Source organism: Enhydrobacter sp., assembly GCF_030246845.1.
Classification (GTDB): Bacteria; Pseudomonadota; Alphaproteobacteria; order Reyranellales; family Reyranellaceae; genus Reyranella.
This window is the reverse complement of the sequence record NZ_CP126889.1, coordinates 1,457,882-1,480,703: the sequence shown is the minus strand read 5'-3', so window position 1 is coordinate 1,480,703 and position 22,822 is coordinate 1,457,882. Positions and strand designations below refer to the sequence as shown.

The following is a 22,822-nucleotide window of genomic DNA, read 5'->3' as shown; positions in this document are numbered from 1 at the left end:
AACATGGGTTCTTTCGACACGCCAGTTGATGGCGATTGGCCTCCAGCCGACATGTCCAAGCTGCCCCGGAATATCGACCGTCGGGCGTTTCTCATGCGTCACGCCGCGATCGGCGCGGCCGCGGCCATGACCGGCGCCGTCTGGACGCGGGAGGCGCGGGCACAGCAGGCCGCCAAGGAAGCGGCGGGCCCGCCGGGCCTCGGCAGCATGCTGTCGCCCGACCTGAATGTCGTGAAGTCGGCGAAGGGTCCGGTCATGATCCTGGCCGACGAGTTCTACAAGGTCGGCCCCGGGCCCTCGAGCTCGCACACGATCGGGCCGATGCGCATCACTTACGACTTCTTCCAGCGCTGCTCGAAGCTGTCGGCCGACCAGCTCGGCCGGGCGACAGGGCTCAAGGTCCATCTGTTCGGCAGCCTGAGCGCCACCGGCAAGGGGCACGGCACGGAGCGCGCGGCGCTGGCCGGGCTCCTCGGAAAGGAGCCGGCGACTGTCGACCCGCTGTTCCTCGACGAGATGCGCGACAAGCCCGGCCAGTTCTATCCGCTGAAGCTCGGCGCCAAGACCTTCAACCTGTCGCTTGTCGATATCGTCTACGACTCGACCAAGGGCGACTTCCACCATCCCAACACCATGGTCTGCAAGCTTCTGGGTCCGGAAGGGGAGTCGATCTACGAGCTCGAATACTATTCGGTGGGCGGCGGCTTCATCGAATGGAAGGGCTACCAACCGCCGAAGAAGAACCCACCCAGGTATCCCTACGCCACGATGAGGGAGCTGCGTGAGCACGCCGAGAAGAACGGGCTCTCGATCGCGCAGGTCATGATGGCGAACGAGACGACGATCTCGGGCAAGAGCGAGGCCGAGGTGAACGCCTTCCTCGACAAGATCATGAACGCCATGGTGGCGACGGTGAAGGTCGGCCTGACGTTCAAGGACGACGTGTTGCCCGGACCGATCAAGCTGCACTCCAAGGCGTCCACGGTTTACGAGCGCGCCCAGGACGATCGGTACCCGAGCGACCGCGCCATTGCCATGGTCGCCGCTTTCGCGTTGGCGGCCTCCGAGGAGAACGCGCGCGGCCATCTCGTCATCACCGCGCCAACCGGCGGCTCGGCCGGCGTCATGCCGGCGATCGTTTATGCCCTGGCCGAAGGGCCGCGCAAGATTCCACGCGAGAAGATCCGCGAAGGCCTGCTGGCGGGGCTCGCGGTCGGCTACCTGTGCAAGCACAACGCCACGCTGGCGGCGGCCGAGGGCGGATGCCAGGCGGAGATCGGCGTCGCTTCGGCGATGGGCGCGGGCATGATCTGCCAGGTCCTCGGCACGACGCCGCAGGTGTTGGAGAACGCCGCCGAGTCGGCGCTCGAGCATCATCTCGGCATGACCTGCGATCCCGTGGCCGGCTATGTCCAGGTGCCGTGCATCGAGCGCTGTGCCTTCGGCGCGGTAAAGGCCTGGACGGCGGTGATGATCGCGACCAACGAGATCGGCTCGCGCCACCGCGTCGATCTCGATACCACGATCAAGACCCTCGCCGACACCGGCCGCGACATGAACGCGAAATACAAGGAGACGAGCGAGGCAGGGTTGGCCGCCAATCTGGTGCTCTGCTGAGGCCAGAGCTCGAGATCCAAAGCAGCGAGGGGGACGCCGTGACTTGCCGGATCAAGCAAGCCCGCCGCCTTTTGGCGATCCTGACAAACCTGGCGACAAGCTGTCTCGCGACCGTGGCCATCGCCCAGAGCGAAAAGCAGGAACAGCCAATTCCCGAGACAGTGAAACAGAGCCTGACGGCGATCGAACGCGCCTTCTCGGCGCCGGCGCCGCCGCCGCTCACCATGTTTCCGAAGATTCGCGAGCAGTTGAAGGACGCACCGGCCTTCCTACGTGATTCAAAGGCTGCCTTCAACTTCCGCAGCTACTATCGCGATGAGGTCACCAACGCGCCGACTGGAGCAGCCTGGAAGGAAGCCTGGGCGGCGGGCGGCTCCTTTGCCTTCGAAACGGGCCGGCTGTTCGACCTCATATCGGGCGGATTGGTACTCTACACCTCGTTTCCGGTCTATGCTCCGCTCGACCATGACGGCAGCGGCTTGCTGGCCCCTGGTCAGCAGCAATACGGCGTGCTCGGCCAACTCTACGGCAAGGTCCACATCACCGACGACCACGAGATCATCGCCGGGCGCTATCTCTACGATACGCCCTTCATCGGGCCCCAGGACAACCGCATGTCGCCCAAGACCTTCTACGGTTATGTGCTGCGCGGCACCTTCGGCAATCCGGATACGGGGCCGTCCTTCCGCTACGGCGGCGGCTACATCGCCGCAATGAAGGACCGCAACGCCACCGATTTCGTATCGATGTCACGCTCGGCCGGCGCCGACGAGGATCGCGGCACCGGCGTCTTCGGCGGCCTGTTCAGTTGGGGGCCGCTGCGCATTGGCGGCATCGAGTACTACACGCAGGATACGATCAACATCATCTATGGCGAGGGCAAATACGGCGTCAACCTGGGAACCGACTTCAATGCCATCCTGGCACTGCAGTTCGCCGACCAGCACAGCACCGGCGCGAACCTGCTGAACGGTGGACACCCATTCGGGACGAACCAGTTCGGCTCCCAGCTGCAACTCGGCTACCAGAGCGCGATTCTCACGGCGGCCTATACGGTGGTCAATCCGGGCTTCAATATGCAGACGCCCTGGAGCGCCAACCCGTTCTACACCGATGCTCAGATCCAGGCCTTCAACCGGGCCGGCGAGAATGCGGTGATGGTGGGCCTTTCGTCCAGCCTCAAGCCGATCGGCTTGCCGGGGCTGGCGGCTTCGGTGTTCTACTTCAATGGCTGGACCAGCGCGGCCGCTGCCGGCGGTCCGCTCACCGAATACGAATGGGACTTCAATCTGGAATGGCGGCCGGAATGGAAGCCGCTGCCGGGACTGTGGTTCCGTGCGCGCTACGGATTCTCCGCCACGGACCAGAACGGCATACACACGACGGTGGACGAGGTCCGTCTGATTCTGAACTACACCGTGAAGCTCTACTGACAGGCGGTTACGGCTTCGGGCGGCGCAGTGTGTCCCGGTACTGGATGGGCGTGCTGCCCGTCCATTTCTTGAACGCCCGCATCGCGCTCGTCGTCGGGGATCATGCGCCGTGCGAAGCAGCAGCGCAGGAATTTGCTACCGCGGGGACCGGAGGGAGACCGATCCGCGTCTTTCGCGATGAACCGTCAGGCTGGGCGTGGTTGCAACAGATCCGCCGCTGAGGTCCGGGCAATCATCGTACGATCGCATGCACCTCAATCCATGGCGTTGCCGAGATGCGAGAGTCCGATTGGATCGAGAATGATGATGCGGTCGTCGTCCAGGTCCACGAGCCGTTGCTTCCGGAGCTTTGTGAACGCACGACTGACGGTCTCTATCCTGAGCCCGAGATAGTCCGAGACATCGCTCCTCTTCATCGGCATGACAAGCGGCCGGACCTGGAAGCCATGCTCGCTGTACGCTGTAGCCAACATCAGGAGGAAACTGGCGAGCTTTTCGGTCGATGTGAGCTGCCCGACAACAGTCAAATGCCGACGGGCACGCGCCAGCTTGTCCTCCAATACTCCCGTCATGGCATCGGCGACGTCGGGGTGACGCTTGACGAAGGCCTTGAAACACGGCCTGTCGAATGCGCATGCCGTGACCGTGCCGATGGCCTCGCCATCGTACGCATATTTGCCGTCGACCTCCGAATGGCCGCAGATGTCGCCCGAAAGATACAGGGCGACGATCTGTCGGCGTCCATCGGCCAATGCCGTGGACACCGCCACCATCCCGGATGTGATCTTGAAGACCGGCCCGACAGCGGCGCCGGCATGGAACAGAAATTGGCGTTGCTCCCACTGTCGCGGGTGACCCAGCTCGAACAGATCTTTCTGCCGGTCATAGTCGAGCGGCTTGCAGACGTTCGCGGTCTTCGCCGGACAGGTAAGACACGGCAGCGGTTTGACCGTGCCTCGAGCGGTGATCATCGATATGGGCTGCGCGAGCGGCGGCGCAGCATGTCCGGGCAAAATCCCGCGTGAAAATGCGCTCACCCCCATTGAGCACCTCCTTCATGCGGAACACTATTGCAACTGACGTGCGAAATCTCACTTTGAATCCATCGAATCCTTGATTTTGATCAACGACAGGAAGAGGCGCACACGACGGGGGCGTTTCGGCAAATGACACCGGCCGGATTTCCGCGCGTCCACGGCCGTCTCCGTCGAGCGCCTCGAAAGTCGCCTTGGCGCCGACTTCGATAGCTCCACTGCCACCGGCGGCGGCCTCCGTGCCTTACGATCTTCGAGCGGCCGAGGGCCGTGAGCATCCGGGCAAGCCGGTGCGCCGTCACCTCTCTGAGGCCGATCATAAGCTTCCCACGCTGTGCTAGGATATCACGATCCAGCGAGTTCCTGGGGAGGGGCCGCATGGCTGCGCGGGCGAAATCGGCATCGGCTCTGAAGGAGGAAATCCGCCAATCGCGGCCAGCGAGGCCGCTTCCATGTCTCAATTGCCCGGTCAAGGCATTCAACGTCTGTCGCGCACTCGAATACGACCGGCAGAAGGAACTCTTCGACCTCGGGGTTCAGCAGACGTGGAGGCGCCGGCAATTTCTGTTTCGTGCGGGAGATCCCGTTGGCGCTGTTTTCAAGATCATTTCGGGGGTGGTAGCGGTTTCAAAGCTGCTAGCCGATGGAAGACGACAGGTACTGGGCTTCTTTCTTGCCGGCGAGCTCTGCGGCTACCTCCAAGTAGACGGCAGGTATGCTTTCGATGGCACGGCCATCACCGAGGTGAGGACATGCTCGTTCAACCGGCGACGTTTCGATGCTTTTGCGGCCGCGCATCAGGATGTCGCCACAGTGATCAAAGAGACCCTGGAGGGCAAACTACATAACGTTAGCCATCATATGGCTGTGATCGGACAACTGACGTCTACCGAGCGCGTTGCAAGCTTTCTTGGACATCTGAGCGTTGCGTACAGCGAGCATGGCATCCAGACACGGCCGCTCCGTCTTCCCATGAACAGAGCGGACATTGCCGACTATCTCGGCCTCAGGCTCGAAACCGTCAGTCGTGCCTTCTCGAAGCTCAGAAAGAAGGGGCTTCTCGAATTTGAGGAAGATCGGATCGTCGTTCATGATCCAGCCCGACTGATCGGGGACGCGTACCGATAGAGGCACCCGATTGGTCGGATGGCGTGAGGATTCTCCTCACTCTGGAAGAGCTGCGGTCGCGTACAGGCCGAGCAATGTCGGCGAAGGCCGCACAGACGGGCCAAAGGTTGCACCAAAGATCCGGGCAATCTGTCCCGACCGATAGATCGAGCTCAGCTCTCGGTCGACGGCAAGGCGGAACTCCTCGTCGCCGCGCCGCATGGCGAGCGCGTAGGGCTCCACGGTCAGGTAGATGTCGGCCAGGAGCAGATTTGTCGGCCTCTTCGCGTTCATGAGCAGGAAGGCAAGAATGCCGCGGTCTGCGAAATAGGCGGCAACGGCTCCCTTTTCGACGGCGTCAAGACCTTCCCGATGGGTCTTCGCCGGCACGATCTCTGCGTTGAGCTGCTTGGCCGCCAAAGCCCGTCGCAGCTCGGCCTCCGTTGTCGTGCCAGCCAGGACGCCGACCTTCTTGTCGGCGAGGCTTCCGATATCTTTTGGACCGCCGGGCTGGATGATGAAGCTGGCACCATCCGCGAATGTCGGGATCGAGAAACTGACCGTCTCCCGCCGCTTCAGTGTCTGGGTGGTCGCCTCGCACAGGAGGTCTGCCTTGTTGTTGGTTATCGCGTCGAAGCGATCGGTCGCGGTGACAGGAACGTACGCTTCCTTGATATCGATCCCGAGCTGTCTCCCGATCCCGGCGGTGACGGCGCGGCAGAGGTCGACGATGAACCCGACAGGCGCGGCGCCATTGCCCGCTACGTAGGAAAAGGGCGGCGCGTCCTTGCGGTAAGCGAGACATACCGTGCCGCTGCCACGTATGTCATCGAGAGTCCCGGCAACCACGACATCCGCGTGAAGCATTCCTGCCGCCAGGATCGTGGCGCACGCCGCTCTTCCGATTGCGACCATTGTCCGTCGTCTCCCGAGGGGAACTCGCGAAGTTCGCTGTCCCGGCACAGCGACAGGAAAGCGATACAAATACTGTGCCGATCCGGCGATCTCTTTGACAATAGTCAATTCAGGGCATCGGCTGGCGTTCTAAGAATGCACAAGGTCCAACTGAATCGGATCGACGAGCCAATGGATTCGTTTCGGAGGGAAGACGATCTCGAATCGACTGCTGGAATGCATCGGCGTCGCATGATCGTTCTGTCGCTCGCGGCCATTGTGGCCGCGGCGGCTCGCAGGGCGTGGGCACAGGAAGGCAAGAAGCCGTTCTCTCCCGAGGAGCTCGACCAGATGCTGGCACCGATCGCCCTCTACCAGGACGCGCTGCTGTCGCAGATGCTGATGGCTGCGTCCTATCCGCTGGAAGTGGTCGAGGCGGCGCGCTGGTCGCAAGCCAATCCGGCGTTGAAGGGTGACGCCGCGGTAGCGGCGGTGAAAGACAAGAACTGGGACGTCAGCGTGAAGTCGCTGGTCGCGTTCCCGCCCGTCCTGTCGCAGATGAACGATCATCTCGACTGGACGCAGAAGCTCGGCGACGCGATGATCGAACAGCAGCAGGACGTGGCCGACTCGATCCAGCGCCTGCGCGCTCGCGCAGCAGATGCCGGCAACCTGCAAACCACCAAGGAGCAGGTCGTCAGGACCGAGACCTCGTCCGGAGGCGAAAGGATCATCGTCGTCGAACAGAGCGATCCGCAAGTCGTCTACGTGCCGTCCTACAATCCAGGCTGGGCCTACGGGACCTGGCCCTATCCGGCCTATCCGCCGGTCTACTATCCGTTCGGTGGCGCGCTCGCCAGCGGCTTCATGTGGGGTTTGGGGTTCGCTGCCGCTGGCGCCATCTTCGGCGGATGGAACTGGGGTTATGGCCGCGGCGGCAGCTATGTGAACATCAACGCGAACCGTGCCGTGAACATCGACCGCAGCTTCAACCGTGCCAATGTCGGCAACGGCAACCGCTGGCAACACGATGCCGGGCACCGTCGGGGCGTCGCCTATCGTGATCCCGCCACGCGCCAGAGATATGGCCAGTCGCGGCCGGGTGTCGAGCAGCGCCAGCAGTTCCGGGGGAGGATCGATCAGCCGTCGCGGCCCGGCAATGTCGCCAACGCGCGACCCGGGCCGGGCGGCGCCGGCTCCGGCCGCCCGGGCCAGGGCAATATCGCCAATGCACGTCCTGGTCAGGGGGCGGGCAATGTCCAGCAACGGCGCGGCAACCAGGCCGGCCAGCGGCAGGGTGGTGGTGGCTTCGGTGGGGTCAATGGTGGTCAGCAGGTCAACCGGGAAGCCGCCCGCGGTCGCGCCCAACAGGGAAGGGCATCCTCGCATCGGAATGTGCAGCGTCCGTCCGGCGGTGGAGGACGGCCCGGTGGCGGCGGTCGGCCGGGAGGGGGAGGGCGGCGATGAGCAACTGCCTTTGGCGGGCATTTCTGGCGCTGGCGCTCGGGTTCTGGCTTTCCACCGGTGCGGCGGCGCAGGCGCCAGCCTCGTTGCAGGGCTTTCCCACAGCCGAGGCGGCGGCGGATGCCCTGACCGATGCCATCCGCCGCGATGACGACAAGGCGGTCGCGGCGATGCTGGGCTCGGGCTGGCACGACTTCCTGCCGGGCTCGGATCGGGACGACGACGAGATTCGCGCCAAGTTCCTGAAGGCATGGGACGAGAGCCACAAGATCCTGCCCCAGGGTGACGACAAGGCTTTGGTCGGAGTCGGCACCACGGGTTGGGTCTCGCCCGTCCCGATCGTGAAGCAGGGCAACGAGTGGCACTACGATGTCGTCGCCGGCGAGAAGGAGATGCAGGCGCGGCGGATCGGACGCAATGAGCTCTTCGTGATCCAGACGCTGCTCGCCATTGTCGATGCTCAACGCGACTATGTCTCGCTCGATCCGACGAAGGCCGGTGTTCCGGTGTATGCGCGCCGATTGCTGAGCTCGCCCGGACACAAGGATGGCTTGTACTGGGAAAGCAAGCCCGGTGAGCCGGAGAGCCCGCTCGGCCCGTTGGTCGCCAGGGCACAGCCAGGCGAGCTGAAGGCCGAGGACTATCACGGCTATCGCTTCCGTCTCCTCTACAGGCAGGGGCCGGCCGCACCCGGCGGCGCCTACGACTATCTGGTGAAGGGGCGCATGATCGGCGGGTTCGCCGTCCTCGCCTGGCCCGTCAAGTACGACGAGACGGGTGTCATGACCTTCATGGTGAGCCACAGCGGCGACGTCTACGAGCAGGATCTGGGTCCGGCCACTGCCGAACGGGCGGCTGCTATTGCCTCATTCAATCCGGACAAGGAGTGGGAGAAGGCCGACATGACGCCCTGATGCGGCGTATCGATTGCCGCCGACCGGAAGAGGTGCGGGGCAGGCGCCGCCGGGGCAAACGCGCTTCGCAAGCATGAGGGGTGTCGGCCGTCCGCAGCGCTAAGATGCAAGTCGTTTGCGGGTGGCTCCTCCAAGACCCTGGAAGTCGGAAACTCGTGCAAGATCGAGATCGTCCGGCTGCAGGTTGAGCCGTTCGAGTGCGTGATCGAGCAGCTCGAGCTCCTTCTGCAACGCGGCGCAGCGTGTCTCGGGAAGGATTTGCATCAGGTTCTCGAGCATCGCCCGCATGCGCCGGCTGATCTGATAGTTCTCGACGCCGTAAAGGCGAATTTCACGGCATGCGAGCTGCACAAAATCCTTCCAGTCGGGCGTTCGAAAAACGAGACGGGCGTTCCCGGTGGTGTCGCGAACTACATCGTCGTGCAGATGCCGTCGTCCAACGGCGCGGAGAAGACGATGCAATTGGTCGATGGCCAGCACCGCAGTGGTGGGATCATTGATCGCCTTCGATAGCGCCTTGATGGCGATGTCGACGATGATGCGGAATGCGAAGGTCGCGTCCTGCTCGATCGTGCGTTCGGGACCCATTGCGATTGCCGCCTGAAGCACGTCGTCGTCGGCAGAAGCGGCGCCTCCATAGAGGAGGAAGATGGGCTCACCGACCGAAACAAAATCGCCAATCTGATGGGTAAACTCGATGACGCCGCCGGTCCTCTCGGCTTCCGCCACCAGTGTGTCGAGATCGACGGCAAGGACGATCGCCGAAACGCCGTTGTGCACGACCGTGCGCATCGGAACGCTCAAGTCTGGCCGTGGCCGCGATGGCCGATCCGCACTGGCAATCTTGTGCGGATAGACCTGTTCCACGACTTCTATTCCTGCCTCGCCCAGACGCCATACGATGCTCACCGGCCGCAGCAGTCGGGCCGCGTGGTCGATCAGGTAGACAAATGCCACCGTGGAGCTGCCAGCGAAGACAATCGCAACTGTAAGCAACAGGTAAGGAACGTGTGTCTGTGAGCGGACCAGGGTTCCCAGGTCGAAGCTGACGGTCAGAACGAACAGCGCGACTATCAATCGGATGTTTCTGTCGCGAAGCAGGGTCGTGGCGATGATCCGGGGCGAAAGCTGGGCGCTGGCCACCTGGATGGCAACCAGGAGCGAGCTGAAGGCGAAAACCAGGAATGTCCCTGTCGCCGCCACCATTCCTTGAAGAACGTTCTGGACCACGCTGATCTCCATGGTCCAATACCAGCTCCATCCCAGTGCATCGTCGATCGCGCTGAGGATCCGGATGACGATGAACGATGCGAGATATGCCGCCACGGGAATGACCCATAGCGCTGAACGCAGGTAACTGCGTACTGCGTACAGTTGTCCCCATTTCATTCGGTTCCCCCCATTTTGCTATGTCGATCCAGCCCAGGGTGGTCCGGTCGCGCGAGCGGACCGCCGTGCAGTCAGCCCGGAGCAGGTTGCTGTCAGCTTCATCCATTCCGGACTCGGTTGCCGTGGCTCGCGCAGGAGCGGCGGGACGGTGCAACGATGTAGATGGTCGCCGTCATCATGATCGGCCAAGGACCGATCGGCACGATCGCCAATCCCGGTAACGGCCAACTGTTCGGGCCGCCCGGATTGACGAGCTTGAACTTCGGCATTGTTCAAGCGGCAGGATCAGGGCTTACGCACTATTCGAGCAAACAGGAATTCGGCCCGCACGGCTGTCAACTTGTCCCCGGCTTTCACCCTCGGCAAGGACGTGCGGCCCTCCGCTGTGCGTACATCGAAGGTCAAGACCTGACCACCTGCAGGGTCGACAAGGGAGATCGTATTGTTTGCCACATCCGTCCCCACCACCATCCAGGTCGATACGGCGTAAGCCGCCATATATCCGGCCGGCATTTGATCGGCTCTGGAGGTGGCAAGTCCGCCAATGGCTCGATTGGCCGGCGTGGCCGTACCCGGCGCCGAGAGAACGAAACTCAATCTCTCTTCGAAGGTGGCTTCAACACGGTCACCTACCTTTACAAGGTCGAGCCCTCCGACCCCCTCGCTCACTGCGCCACTAACGCTTCTGCCATTCGAGAGCATCACCGTAACGGTACGGGCCCCGAGATCCACGGCAGTGACTTGCCCCTCCGCTACTCTTTTGGTTGCCATCGTTATGCCGGTAACGGGCTGCGTGGCCGACGTGACCTGCGCCCAGCCCGAAACTGTCGGGGTGATCAGCAAGAGACCAAGCATGGCCACGGCTGCAGAATAGGCATGCTTCATTGTCTTGTGCTCCTCTACCCACAGGGGGCGCTCCAAGCCGGTACGGTCTCGCAGAGCCACAAAGCGGGAAGTGTCGACCGGTTAGCGCTTTGCGAGGTTGGGCTTCTCGGCCACGATCGCCCGGTCGATGACTGTGAACAGGTAAGCGTCGGGAGCGAGCGTGCATCCGCTGCGCACCAGCATGCCAAGCTGGCCGCCGCGCTCGTCGGTCGGAAGGGCGATGCCTCGATGGCGTGCGGCGTGCTGGGCGAGGAAGACCGCAATCTGCCTTCGCGCATCGGGCTGCATCGCCTGCGCCTCGCGACAGGTTACATAGGCCGCCTGGTCGAAGGTCAGCTGCCCGCCCTGGGCATTGGCTTCCACCGGGACGAGAAGAAGCGCAGTCATGGCGAGAAAGCTCTTGGCTGACATTTGTTCTGCCTCCGCCCGGTTCACTTGTCGCCGATGGCGCTGCCGCCGAGATAGCCGACCGCACCGCCTATCAGGCCGGCGCCCACGACCTGGCCGAAGCTGCCGCCGGTCACGAGACCGATACCGGTGCCGGCCGCCGCGCCGACTGCCGCACCCTTTTCCCCTGTAGTCATTGGCCGATCACAAGCGGTGGCGAGGCTCACCAACGCGATCGATACGATCGAAATCGTCTTAGTCATGTTTCCCTCGTCGGATTTTCACCCTGGATAGCGGCGACGGCCCGTCTGCGGTGAGCTCGTTCAAAGCTGTCCCGCGGCCGCCGACCGGGATTTTGGCCGTCCAGCGTCATCGCCAGCATGATCAAAGTTGTCGCCACCACCAAAAGGGTCGAAAGCATGGTTGAAAGGAACTGAAGGCTTTCCATCGTTGAGGATTAGTAGCGCACCGGGCGAACGCCCTCCTTGACATTAGTCAATCTCTGTCGGTCCGCGATGATCCCGAACCCATCCGAGCAGCGAGGCCTGGCTTGGTGGGCGTTACCAAGGTGCCGTACGGTCCTTGATCAAAGTCAAGGACTATCCGGAATGGGTGCGGCTTTAATTAGCCAAGAATATGCGTTCCGCCGTCGGTGAACGGGGAGATAGCCATGCTGAAGAAGGCGGCCAACGAAAAGCTCAGCCGAAAGATCTACGAAAAGGAACTGCGCAAGCTCCAGGCGGAGTTGTGCAGTCTTCAGGCATGGGTTCGGGAGCACAAGGAGCGCATTATTATTGTTCTCGAGGGACGGGATGCTGCCGGAAAGGGTGGCACGATCAAGACAATCGTTGATCGCGTGAGCCCTCGAGTGTTCCGGGTGGTGGCGTTGCCATCGCCCTCGGACCGCGAGCGATCGCAAATCTATCTGCAGAGGTACGTCGAGCATTTCCCATCGGGCGGAGAAATCGTGATCTTCGATCGAAGCTGGTACAACCGCGCCGGAGTCGAGTACGTAATGGGCTTTTGCACGCACGAACAGCATCAACGATTTCTCGCGCTTTGCCCCATCGTGGAGAAGTTCATCGTCGAAGGCGGAACACGACTCATCAAGATTTGGTTGGAAGTCGGCCAAGAGGAGCAGGAGCGGCGCTTCCAGGCTCGCATCGACGATCCGGTCCGGCAATGGAAACTCAGCCCGATGGACCTGGAGTCGTTCAGGCGATGGTATGACTATTCGAAAGCGCGTGACCTCATGTTCGAGCATACGGATACAGAGTATGCGCCGTGGTACCTGGTCGATTCGAATGACAAGAAACGGGCTCGACTCAATTGCATTTCCCACATCCTTTCTCGTATTCCCTACAGGCATGTTGAGCAAAAGAAGGTGGAACTCCCGGAGCGCTCGAAGACGAAGCAGTATGACGATGTCGCTTCCCTGATGGGTCGCAGGTTCGTCGAACAGCATTATTGAAGAGGCAAAGGCGCTTGCCCTCACGTTGAGATTGATGGCTCGGCTAGCGCGACCGGTGCCGCTGAATGAGAACCAGTATCAGCAGGCTCAAGGGCACGCCGAAGAACAGCGCAGTGTCCCAGAATCGCAGATAGTCGAGCAGTGTAGGGTCATCCATGGTGCCAGCGCTCCTTCGGTGACGACTTTGAAGTCGTGCCCGAGGTCGGCGCCATGCGTTTGATCAATCGAACCGACGACGAATGGGGCAAGCCCGGCGCGGGGAACGTCGAGGCTACCCACCTGCTGCAGAATACGGAAGACAGAGCGGATGCCGGTGCGAACGGCCCTTGACTAATGTCAATGCCTCCCAGGGAGCCGTTACCTACTTTGAACGCGCGATTCGCGGCGGTGGCCGGCGTCGGAGTTTCCTTCGCAAGGTCATTCTCTGCCAGTGGAATGAACGATTCCAGGTACGGAAGGGGAGTGGTGCGATGACGATGCTGAAATGGATGGCTGCTGCCGGAGCCTCATTCGCCTTGCTTCCGCTGACGGCCGGTGCGCAGACAGCGCCCACGCCGGGCGTCTACATCGGGGCCGAAGGCGGTCTGAGCTGGCTTCTCAATACAACGGTCAACACCGCGGGTACGCAGTTTGCGAATGTGCCGATCACGACGCAGACCGGATGGGCCGCGGGAGGTGTGATCGGCTACGACTTCATCGGTCCGCGCGTTGAACTGGAAGGTGTCTATCGCCAGAACCAGGTCAACTCCGTTACGGGCGCCGGTCCGATGGGATCGGGCTTCTATTCCAGCAACATCAGTCAGCTCGGGATCCTGGTGAACGGGTACTACGATTTTCTCCCCGATTCGATCATCACACCCTACATTGGCGCCGGCCTTGGCATCGGCTTTGTGGACGGCACCGGTTCACTCAGCAGCACCGTATTCGCGTTCCAGGGCATTGTCGGCGCCAGCTGGCATATCGACAACAACTTCCGCCTCAATCTCGACGGCCGCTACTATGGAACATCCAACCCGAGCCTGAATGGCAATGGCTGGAGCAACAACAATTTCGCGGTCATGCTCGGCCTGCAGTACAAGTTCGGGCCACCTGAAGTGGCGGCACCGCCGCCTCCACCTCCGGCTCCGGCCGCTCCGTCCTTCATGGTGTTCTTCGACTGGGACCGCTCGAACCTGTCGCAGCAGGCCTTGGGCACGATCCAGCAGGCGGCCGACGCCTACAAGACCAAGGGCAGCGCCCGCATCACCGCCACCGGCCACACCGACACGTCGGGACCGGCGAGCTACAACATGGCGCTGTCGCTGCGTCGGGCGAATGCGGTCAAGGACGCCCTTGTGCGTGACGGCGTGCCGGCGACGGCGATCTCGGTGATCGGCAAGGGCGAGACCCAGCCGCTGGTGCCGACCGGCGACGGCGTGCGCGAGCCGCAGAACCGCCGTGTCGAGATCGTGATCCAGTAGCGGGAAGCCCTGGACCAAAGCCACAGGCAGCGGCGGTCATGGGATTTCGTTTGCCGCACACTCCGTCCGGCGGCACGACCGGGTGGTCGAAACCAGCCTCTGTCCGATGCTGTGGAGGAAAGAGTGCATTGCGACGTCGACCGGCACTGACTAGTCTATCTGCCAGTGCGCTCGCTGGTTGCGGTGCACCAGCAAGACTGGTCACCTTACCCGAAAGCATCAGCACGACTTCGTCTGTTCAGGGCAAGGCCCTGCCCGAGGCTATATGAACAAGCCTTACCAGCTCGGTCGGGAAGGAGTGCCGAGGCGAGGACGTTGGTATGCTTCGCTGGTCGCGCTAAGCATCATTGTTCCCTGGAATGGACTGCATGCCCAGCCCGCCGCTGGGCAGCCGACACCTGTCGGAACGGTGTTCGCGGAGAAGCGGGCGGTGACGCAGGCGACGACCTTCGTCGGCCGCGTGCAGGCGAAGGACCGCGTCGAGGTCAAGGCGCGGGTGACCGGATACCTCGAGGAGATCCTGTTCAAGGAAGGCGACGTGGTCGCCGCGGGCGCGCCGCTCTATCGGATCGAATCGGGGCCGTTCGAGGCGGCCGTCCGGCAGGCCGAGGGCGAGGTGCTGCGGGCCCAGGGACAGCTTACCAACGCCATGCTTCAGCGGCAGAGATCGGACGAACTCGTCAAGACCGGCGCCCAGTCCGTGGCCGTGCGCGATGAACGGGTCGCCGCCGAGCAGACGGCGCAAGGCAACCTCGCGTCCGCCCAGGCGGCCCTGCAGAACGCCAGGATCAATCTCGGCTATACGCAGATCATGTCGCCGATCGCCGGCCGCATCGGGCGTTCGGCCGTGACGAAAGGCAATGTGGTCGGGCCGGAGTCCGGCACGCTGACCACGATCGTCAGCGTCGATCCGATGTACGTGCTGTTCCCGGTGAGCCAGCGCGAATTTCTCGAGTTGCAGAAGGAAGGCCAGCAAACCCATACGGCAGCGAATGCAGCGGGACTGCTCGTTCGCCTCCGGTTTTCCGACGGCTCGCTCTATAGCGAGCCGGGACGGATCAATTTCGTCGACGTGACCGTGAACCAGGCGACCGATACGGTCCTCGTGCGGGCCACCGTGCCCAATCCGAAAGGGGTGCTGGTGGATGGCCAGCTGCTGCAAGCCGCCGTCGAGCAGGAAAAGCCGGTCGAACGGATTCTGGTGCCGCAAGCGGCCCTGATTGCCGACCAGGAAGGCGTCTATGTCTTCATCGTGGAAGACGGCAAGGCCGCCGTTCGACGCGTGAAAGTGGGAGGCGATTCCGGCCCGAACGCGGTCATCGCCGACGGCCTCAAAGGCGGCGAGCAGGTGGTCGTGGAGGGGCTGGGCTCATTGCGCGCCGGCGCTCCAGTGCAGGCTTCGCCGGTCGCTTCGATGACCGGAGGCTGAGGCGATGATTTCCTCGGTCTTCGTCGACCGGCCACGGCTGGCCATCGTCATTGCCATCGTGACGGTGATCGCGGGGGCTATTGCCCTCGTGGCGATCCCGCTGGCGCAATATCCGGATATCGTGCCGCCGCAGGTCTCCGTCACCACCACCTACCCCGGTGCGTCGGCGGCGGTCGTGGAGGCCACCGTCGCCCAGCCACTGGAAGCGCAGCTGGTGGGCGTCGATCGCGCCATCTACATGCGCAGCGTCAGCGGCAATGACGGCAGCTATTCGCTGAAGGTGTCCTTCGAGCTCGGCACCGACCCCGACATCAATACTGTCAACGTGAACAACCGGGTGCAAGCGGTCGTGGCGCGGCTGCCCGCCGAGGTCAAGCAGCAGGGCGTCACGGTGCAGAAGCAGTCGACGGCGCTGCTGGGCGTGCTGTCGGTCTATTCGCCCAGGGGGACAAAGGATCCGCTCTTCATCTCCAACTACGTCACGATCAACGTGCTCGATCGCATCAAGAGCACGCCGGGCGTCGGCTCCGCCACCTTGTTCGGGCCGCAGGACTACTCGATGCGGGTCTGGATACAGACCGACCGACTGACCGGGCTCAACCTGACGACGGGAGACGTCGTCGCGGCGCTCCAGGCCCAGAACGTCCAGGCGGCGGTCGGCCGCATTGGGGCGCGGCCGATCTCGAACGACCAGCAGCTCCAGCTCAATATCCAGACCAAAGGCCGGCTGGCCTCGCCCGAGGAGTTTGCGCGCATCGTCATCCGCACCAACCCGGACGGCTCGATCCTGCGCCTGGGCGACATCGCCCGCATCGAGCTCGGCGCCGCCAATCTCGATCGCGAGACGCGGCTGAACGGCAAGCCGGCGACGGTCATCGGCCTCTACCAGGCGCCGGGCACCAACGCGGTCAACACGCTCGCCGCCGTGAAGGCGGCGATGACCGAGATGGCGCACGACTTTCCGCCGGATCTGGACTGGAAGGTGACCTACGACCCGACCGTGTTCGTGACCTCCACCATAGAAGAGGTCGAGAAGACGCTGGTCGAGGCCTTCGTCCTGGTCGTCCTGGTGGTGTTCCTGTTCCTGGGAAGCTGGCGCGCGACCCTCATTCCGACGGTCGCTGTCCCGGTCAGCCTGATCGGCACCTTCGTGGTGCTTCTGGCCATCGGCTATTCCGCCAACACCGTCTCGCTCCTCGCCGTCGTGCTGGCGATCGGGATCGTGGTCGACGACGCCATCGTGGTCGTCGAGAACGTCGAGCAGGTGATGGAGTCCCGGCCCGACTTGTCGGTTGCCGACGCGACGAAGGTGGCGATGGGACAGATCACGGCGCCGATCATCGCCATCACCCTCGTCCTGCTGTCGGTATTCGTGCCGATTGCCTTCATTCCCGGCATCTCGGGCGAGCTGTTCCGCCAGTTCGCGGTGACGGTCGCGGTGTCGATGTTCCTGTCGGCGGTCAATGCGCTGACGCTCTCGCCCGCGCTCTGTGCGATCCTCCTGAAGCGCCACGAGGGACCGCGGCGTGGCGTCATGGGCAGGGTGATGCGCACGATCGACCACGTACGCGACGCCTACGGCGGCGTCGTCGCACGCCTGGTCCACTTCTCGATCGTCGGGATTGCAATGGTGGCGGTGGCGATGATCGGGACGGCCCTGCTGTCTCGGATCACTCCGACCGGCTTCCTGCCGGAGGACGATCAGGGGGCGTTCTTCGTGATCGCCCAGCTCCCCGACGGCGCCTCGGTGGCGCGCACCAGCGACTATGTCTCCCGGCTCGAGCGCCTGATCGCCGCGGAGGACACGGTCGACAGCTACACCTCCGTCATCGGTCTCAACTTCATCGACAACTATTCGCAGGCCAACGGCGCCTTCGTCATCGTCTCGCTCAAGCCCTTCCACGACCGGCTCGCCAGGGAACGGGGCGCCCCGGCGGTCATCGCCCGCCTCAACGATAGGTTTCGCGAAGTCCGCGGCGGATCGGCGGTGGCCGTGGCGCCGCCGCCGATCATCGGCCTCGGGACGGCGGGCGGGTTCAGCTACATGCTGAAGAGCATGAGCAGCTCCGATCCCAAGGCGCTCGCCCAGGCCCTGCGGGGCATGCTGGTGGCGGCGAACCAGAATCCCAGCCTGACGCGCGTCTTCAGCACCTTCTCCGCCACGACGCCTTCGATCTATCTCGATATCGACCGCGACAAGGTCCAGGTTTTAGGCCTCAAGCTGTCCGATGTCTTCCAGGCGCTGCAGACGTCGCTGGGCGGCTACTACGTGAACGACATGAACCTCTTCGGCCGGACCTGGCAGGTCAATGTGCAGGCCGAGGCCCAGGATCGCGCCAGCGTCGACGACATCTACCGCATCAACGTGCGCACCGCCGACGGCGACATGGTGCCGTTGCGCAGCCTGCTCGAAGTGCGCGTCGTGATCGGGCCGCAGGCCCTGGTGCGCTACAACAACCGCCTCGCCGTCGCGATCCAGGGCAGCCCGGCTCCCGGCGTTTCCTCGGGGCAATCCCTGGCGGCGGTGGAGCAGGTGGCGAAGGCCACCTTGCCGCCCGGATACCAGGGCGAATGGACCGACGTCTCGTTCCAGGAAAAGCGTGCCGAAGGCAAGACAGCCATGATCCTCGCCTTCGCGATCCTGTTCGCCTACCTCTTCCTCGTCGCCCTCTATGAAAGCTGGACGATCCCGGTCCCGGTGTTGCTGTCGGTCACCATCGGGATCCTGGGATCGTTCGGCGCCATCCTGCTGGCCGGCCTGACGCTCGATCTCTACGGCCAGATCGGCATGGTCGTGTTGATCGGGCTGGCGGCAAAGAACGGTATCCTGATCGTGGAGTTCGCCAAGGAGAAACGCGAGAGCGGCGTCGCGCTTGCGCCGGCGGCCGTCGAAGGCGCGCGCCTGCGCTTCCGGCCCGTCATGATGACCTCCTTCGCCTTCATCCTCGGCCTCTATCCCCTGGTCGTCGCGCTCGGTGCCGCACAGCTCGCGCGCCGCAATGTCGGCACGCCGGTCTTCGGCGGCATGCTCGCGGCATCCCTCGTCGGCATCTTCGCGATCCCGCCGCTTTACGTCATGTTCCAGTGGCTGCGCGAAAGAGCACGTCCTGGCCTGCGGCGACGCTACGAGGCCCTCGCGCCGTCTACAGAGAGTGCCTCAATGGAACGGGTCTCAAAGTAGCTTTCATGCCTGGCTATAGTGCCTTGGCCACACGACGGCAAGCAGTCGCACGATCGCTTGCGCTGTCGAGCGAGCCGCAGCTACGAGGCGAGCGCCGACGGCGTCGGCAAGGATCAGGTGATCGACGAGATCGTCCGGCGGGTCGCTGTTGCGGGCTGAGGTGCGGGAGGCCTTTGTGATCCAATTGAGACCGACAATCTTTGTGATTCTGATCCTCGGCCTTTGGACGATCGGCTGCTCGATACCCGAGCGCGGCCCGGCGGTGCCGCGCGCCGACACGATGCGCGCCCTGCCGCTCGGCCTCGCCAACGCCCGGTTCTTTCCCGACGCCGATTCAGGCCCGGTGATCGAGGAAGGCATGGCGGCACTCGAGCGGGAGAGGGCAACGCTGGGCCTCTCGGCCAACGCGCCGATGCCGCCAGCCCACTTCCTCGCCGTGTCCGGCGGCGGCGACAACGGCGCCTTCGGGTCCGGCCTGCTGAACGGCTGGAGCGCGACCGGGACACGGCCCCAATTCAAGATGGTGACCGGCGTCAGCACCGGCGCGCTGATCGCGCCCTTCGCCTTCCTGGGGCCGGCCTACGACGCGCAGTTGCGCGAGGTCTACACGACCATGACGCCGGACAGGGTCTTCGAGCAGCGCGGCTACACGGCCGCCTTGTTCGACGACGCCATGGCCGACACGTCGCCGCTGGCAAAGCTCATCGCCAAGTATGCCAACCAGGATCTCCTCGACGCGATCGCGGCCGAATACCGCAAGGGCCGCCTGCTGATGATCGGCACCACCAATCTCGACGCCCAGCGGCCGGTGATCTGGAACATCGGCGCGATCGCGGCCAGCGGCCGGCCCGGGGCTTTGGACCTGGTGCGCAAGATCCTGCGGGCATCGTCGGCCGTTCCGGCCGCCTTCCAGCCGGTGCTGATCGATGTCGAGCTCGACGGGCGCAAGTATCAGGAGCTGCATGTCGATGGCGGCGCGATCGCCCAGCTCTTCCTCTATCCGCCCTCGGTCGATCTTAAAGGCGTGGGGGTCAAGCGCGAGCGGCATGCCTACATCATCCGCAACGCCCGGCTGGATCCGGACTATGCGGTTGCCGAAAGACGCACCATCAGCATCGCCGGTCGCGCCGTCAGTACCATGCTGGCGGCCAGCGGTCGCAACGACGTGCTGCGGACGTACTTCGTGACCCAGCGCGATGGCGTCGACTACAACCTCGCCTACATCGGCACCGACTTCCAGATGACCGAGAAGGGACAGTTCGAGCAACCTTATATGCGAGCGCTGTACGACTATGGTTATGAGCAGGCCATGGCAGGAAACGCCTGGCACAAGACGCCGCCGGGACTTGCAGCGCCGAATATGACTGCCACGCGGTGAACTTACTCGGCGAGGAGGGTCGATTTGGAAGCTGCGCCATAGTTGCAGTCCACGAACAAATAGTATGGGTCGCGGCTATCGGTTATCTTTGAAGCATGGCGCACCAGTTCTCTCTTTTGACCACTCCGGCACGCCAACTCCACCATAGTAGTCGCAAGAAGGAACTCTAGCTCACCGGTCAATATACCCGGGATTTGTCGAGCATGCCATCCGCTTGCCGCGAGCGCTGCGGCCATTCGGTAGGGATCTCGGCAAGCAACGTAGGTGCCGTTGCCATCGCGCTTCAATAAGCGGCTTCGAGCAGCCGCGCGGCACTTGCAACCTGTTCCTCGGCCGATCTCGCGCCGGCATTGGCATTGAAGTTCTTCACGGTTCGATTGGCGATCAGCGCGAGATCCTCTCTTGGAATGCGGAGTTCTCTCAGGCGGATCGGCAGGCCTGCTCGTCCGTAAAGATTCTCCAGTGTGTCGGCGACGGCAAACGCCGCCTGCCTTCCGTCCATGCCGTCACGCCAGACACCGACAGCTTCGGCAACTTGCCGTGCCGATCGCGGGTCGATCGTCTCGGCGAGCCTGATCTTCGTTGCCTGGACGACCGACGTCGATTCGCCTTGCCCGACATGTGGGTAGTGTACATGGAGCGCCGTGGACACGGCGTAGTCGCCCGAGAAGGTCGCGCTCCGGAATGTGCGCCCGCCATCGTCCTCGGCCCGGTTATGCAGGAAGGCCGCGACGCAAAGGTCGACGCGCAGGCCGGTGTCGTCATGTCCGTCTGCCAGCCGGGTGTAGGCGCGCTGCGCCAGCCGGAACGCCTGGTTCCGATCGCCCTCGACCAGCGGGTTGACGTCGATCTGGGCCATGGCGCCGACAGCGCTCGCGAGGATGGTTGTCGCGGTGGAGCGCAGCACGTCCCGAGGCGTAGCCGACAGCGCTCCATGGTCGAGCAAGATCGCTTGCGGGCGCGTCTTCGGGTCGAAGTACTCCATGCGATGATCGAGATCATCGTTCCTAAGCCCCGTGCCGGCCCGATTCATCGCGCTCGTCGGCGTTGTCGGGATATTCACGATCGGCAGCTTCGGCGCCAGGAGCCGGGGGCTGAAGGCCGGTCGGCCTTCAGGATACTGCGTCATGATCTCGAAAGGGTCGCCCCGTTCGCCGAGGAAGATCGCCACGGCGCGCGTTGCCACGATGACGCTGCCGCCGCCCACGGCGATCAGGAGGTCCGCGCCGGCGGCGACCGCGGCGTCCTTCGCGACGCAGACGTTGGGGTAGGGGCAATCCTTCTGGATTCCGTCGAAGACTCCCGCGTAGCGCTCCCCCAACGAAGTGGCGATGCGGCGCACCACGTCGGTTCGCCTGTTGATCGACGGCGAGCAAATCACGAAAGCGCGCTTCGCTCCGGCGCGCACCACGGCTTCCTTCAGGCGTTCTTCGATCACCTGCGGACCGCAGTGCAGCCGCCAGGAATGCCCGGCAGCGCGAAAGTCCTTATCCATCATCGGCTCCTCGTTGCGCGACTGCAGGTCACGATCGACGACAGCGCTGCAGTTTCATGGCGCGGCCACTGTCTTGCGCTTTATGAGATCCGCGATCTCCGCATCCGTGTACCCCGCCTCGCGCAACACTTCGCGCGTGTGTTCGCCAAGATGTGGCGGCAGGCGACGGATGCTCGCCGGCGTCTCGGAGAACCGGGCAGGCGGTCGGGCCTGGCGGATCCTGCCCTCCGTCGGATGGTCGAGCTCCACAAACATGTCGACTGCCTTCAGATGCGGCTGCTCGGCGACGTCGACCAGCTTTGCAAACGAGGCGTGCGGGACATCGATGCGCAACAGCAACTCCTCCCATTCCGCGGTGGTGCGGGTCACGGCGATCTCGCCCATGCGGTCGTAGATCTTGTCGATATTTGCTGCACGCTGCACCGGATCCCGCACCGAGAACTCCTCGATGCATTCAGGGTGTCCGACGGCCTCGAAGAAGGTGCACCAGTTGTCGCCGGAGTAGGGCAGCATTGTCAGCCAGCCATCCTTCGTCCGGACCGGGCGCCGCTTCCTGACACGTTTGTATCCGGCAGGACCAATCGGCGGGACGAAGGCGTGACCGCCGAGCATCTCGATACTGTTGAAGGCGGCAACGGTCTCGAGCATCGGCACTTCGACCAATTGGCCGATTCCGTCGCGCTCGCGGCGCACCAGCGCGGCGCTCACGGCGGCCGTGAGCGCCAGCCCGCATAGCTTGTCGCCCACCAGGCTCGGCACGAACGCCGGCTCATCGTCGGTGCCGATGGCAGAAGCCAGGCCCGAGGCGGCCTGGACGATCTCGTCGAACGCCGGGCGAGCCGCCCACGGACCGTCCTGGCCGAAGCCGGTGGCCGTCGCATAGACGAGCCGCGGATTGAGCTCGCGGCAGGCATCGTAGCCGAAGCCCAGCCGCGCCAGCGCAGCCGGCCTGACATTGCTGACGAACACATCTACTGTCGGGATCAGGCGCCGCAATACGGCCTTGCCGTCCGGCTGCTTCAGATCCAGCGCGAGACTGCGCTTGTTGCGGTTCGCGGCCATGAACTGGCCGCTCATGCCGCGATTGCGAAATTGGCCGCTGTAGCGCCATCCATCGCCAGCCGGCGATTCGACTTTGATCACTTCGGCTCCCCAGTCACCAAGGGTTTGAGTGCCGAACGGGCCGAACAAGATGGTCGTAAGATCGAGAACCCGAATGCCCTCGAGCGGGCCGCTTCGCTTGGTCATGCAGGTCAGTGCGCAGCCGGCTGCGCTCCCTACGCG

At 63.6% G+C, this 22,822-nt stretch carries 18 protein-coding genes; 10 read left to right on the top strand and 8 right to left on the bottom strand.

The features are described from left to right. Positions 1 to 93: 93 nt before the first annotated feature. Together OJF58_RS07520 and OJF58_RS07515 are read left to right on the top strand one after the other, a co-directional pair. Positions 94 to 1,617 (top strand): L-serine ammonia-lyase, encoded by a 1,524-nt coding sequence (locus tag OJF58_RS07520; protein ID WP_300783199.1) that lies wholly within the window; start codon positions 94 to 96, stop codon positions 1,615 to 1,617. A gap of 161 nt (positions 1,618 to 1,778) precedes the next feature. After that, a complete protein-coding gene (locus tag OJF58_RS07515; protein WP_300783198.1) occupies positions 1,779 to 3,050 on the top strand; it encodes an OprD family outer membrane porin in 1,272 nt (423 codons plus the stop codon). Between the two features lie 254 nt (positions 3,051 to 3,304). Here OJF58_RS07515 and OJF58_RS07510 read toward each other — a convergent pair whose 3' ends face one another. Further along, entirely contained in the window at positions 3,305 to 4,093 is a 789-nt protein-coding gene (locus OJF58_RS07510) for a Crp/Fnr family transcriptional regulator (protein ID WP_300783196.1), read from the bottom strand. A gap of 369 nt (positions 4,094 to 4,462) precedes the next feature. Here OJF58_RS07510 and OJF58_RS07505 point away from each other — a divergent pair, with 369 nt between their 5' ends. Further along, complete coding sequence (locus tag OJF58_RS07505; protein ID WP_300783194.1) at positions 4,463 to 5,212, top strand: Crp/Fnr family transcriptional regulator; 750 nt, start codon at positions 4,463 to 4,465, stop codon at positions 5,210 to 5,212. Positions 5,213 to 5,248: 36 nt separating this feature from the next. Here the strand turns inward: OJF58_RS07505 and OJF58_RS07500 are convergent, their stop codons facing one another. Beyond that, positions 5,249 to 6,106 carry an amino acid ABC transporter substrate-binding protein gene (locus tag OJF58_RS07500; protein WP_300783192.1) on the bottom strand — a complete coding sequence of 286 codons (858 nt, stop codon included), beginning with the start codon at positions 6,104 to 6,106 and terminating at the stop codon, positions 5,249 to 5,251. A 231-nt stretch (positions 6,107 to 6,337) separates the two neighbouring features. On the opposite strand from OJF58_RS07500, the gene OJF58_RS07495 reads away from it, so the two are divergent. Continuing rightward, positions 6,338 to 7,552, top strand: coding sequence for a DUF3300 domain-containing protein (locus tag OJF58_RS07495; protein WP_300783190.1), 1,215 nt, complete (start codon positions 6,338 to 6,340; stop codon positions 7,550 to 7,552). Then, the gene (locus tag OJF58_RS07490) at positions 7,549 to 8,463 is read left to right on the top strand and encodes a DUF2950 domain-containing protein (RefSeq protein ID WP_300783188.1); all 915 of its coding nucleotides are present in this window, start codon (positions 7,549 to 7,551) and stop codon (positions 8,461 to 8,463) included. Before OJF58_RS07495 ends, OJF58_RS07490 begins: the two co-directional genes overlap by 4 nt. Before the next feature lie 99 nt (positions 8,464 to 8,562). Here the strand turns inward: OJF58_RS07490 and OJF58_RS07485 are convergent, their stop codons facing one another. The 4 genes from OJF58_RS07485 to OJF58_RS07470 form a co-directional block, all read right to left on the bottom strand. Further along, a complete protein-coding gene (locus OJF58_RS07485; protein ID WP_300783186.1) occupies positions 8,563 to 9,852 on the bottom strand; it encodes a DUF2254 domain-containing protein in 1,290 nt (429 codons plus the stop codon). Positions 9,853 to 10,137: 285 nt separating this feature from the next. Then, complete coding sequence (locus OJF58_RS07480; protein WP_300783184.1) at positions 10,138 to 10,737, bottom strand: hypothetical protein; 600 nt, start codon at positions 10,735 to 10,737, stop codon at positions 10,138 to 10,140. 81 nt (positions 10,738 to 10,818) lie between these two features. Further along, the gene (locus tag OJF58_RS07475; RefSeq protein ID WP_300783182.1) at positions 10,819 to 11,148 is read right to left on the bottom strand and encodes a hypothetical protein; all 330 of its coding nucleotides are present in this window, start codon (positions 11,146 to 11,148) and stop codon (positions 10,819 to 10,821) included. Between the two features lie 20 nt (positions 11,149 to 11,168). After that, positions 11,169 to 11,387, bottom strand: a complete 219-nt coding sequence (locus OJF58_RS07470) for a hypothetical protein (protein WP_300783180.1) — start codon at positions 11,385 to 11,387, stop codon at positions 11,169 to 11,171. A gap of 407 nt (positions 11,388 to 11,794) precedes the next feature. On the opposite strand from OJF58_RS07470, the gene ppk2 reads away from it, so the two are divergent. The 5 genes from ppk2 (at position 11,795) to OJF58_RS07445 (ending at position 20,043) form a co-directional block, all read left to right on the top strand. Further along, positions 11,795 to 12,595 carry a polyphosphate kinase 2 gene (gene ppk2, locus OJF58_RS07465; RefSeq protein ID WP_300783178.1) on the top strand — a complete coding sequence of 267 codons (801 nt, stop codon included), beginning with the start codon at positions 11,795 to 11,797 and terminating at the stop codon, positions 12,593 to 12,595. Positions 12,596 to 12,921: 326 nt separating this feature from the next. Further along, positions 12,922 to 14,055 carry an OmpA family protein gene (locus OJF58_RS07460; protein WP_300783177.1) on the top strand — a complete coding sequence of 378 codons (1,134 nt, stop codon included), beginning with the start codon at positions 12,922 to 12,924 and terminating at the stop codon, positions 14,053 to 14,055. 409 nt (positions 14,056 to 14,464) lie between these two features. Next, positions 14,465 to 15,484: an efflux RND transporter periplasmic adaptor subunit gene (locus tag OJF58_RS07455; protein ID WP_300783176.1), complete on the top strand. Its 1,020-nt coding sequence runs from the start codon at positions 14,465 to 14,467 to the stop codon at positions 15,482 to 15,484. 4 nt (positions 15,485 to 15,488) lie between these two features. Continuing rightward, the gene (locus tag OJF58_RS07450) at positions 15,489 to 18,665 is read left to right on the top strand and encodes a multidrug efflux RND transporter permease subunit (RefSeq protein ID WP_300783175.1); all 3,177 of its coding nucleotides are present in this window, start codon (positions 15,489 to 15,491) and stop codon (positions 18,663 to 18,665) included. A 202-nt stretch (positions 18,666 to 18,867) separates the two neighbouring features. Continuing rightward, positions 18,868 to 20,043, top strand: coding sequence for a patatin-like phospholipase family protein (locus OJF58_RS07445; RefSeq protein ID WP_300783174.1), 1,176 nt, complete (start codon positions 18,868 to 18,870; stop codon positions 20,041 to 20,043). Between the two features lie 283 nt (positions 20,044 to 20,326). Here OJF58_RS07445 and OJF58_RS07440 read toward each other — a convergent pair whose 3' ends face one another. Beyond that, positions 20,327 to 21,538 carry an iron-containing alcohol dehydrogenase gene (locus OJF58_RS07440; protein ID WP_300783173.1) on the bottom strand — a complete coding sequence of 404 codons (1,212 nt, stop codon included), beginning with the start codon at positions 21,536 to 21,538 and terminating at the stop codon, positions 20,327 to 20,329. A gap of 54 nt (positions 21,539 to 21,592) precedes the next feature. Continuing rightward, on the bottom strand, positions 21,593 to 22,786 hold the full coding sequence (locus OJF58_RS07435; protein WP_300785205.1) for a CoA transferase: 1,194 nt from the start codon (positions 22,784 to 22,786) through the stop codon (positions 21,593 to 21,595). Between the last annotated feature and the right edge of the window lie 36 nt (positions 22,787 to 22,822).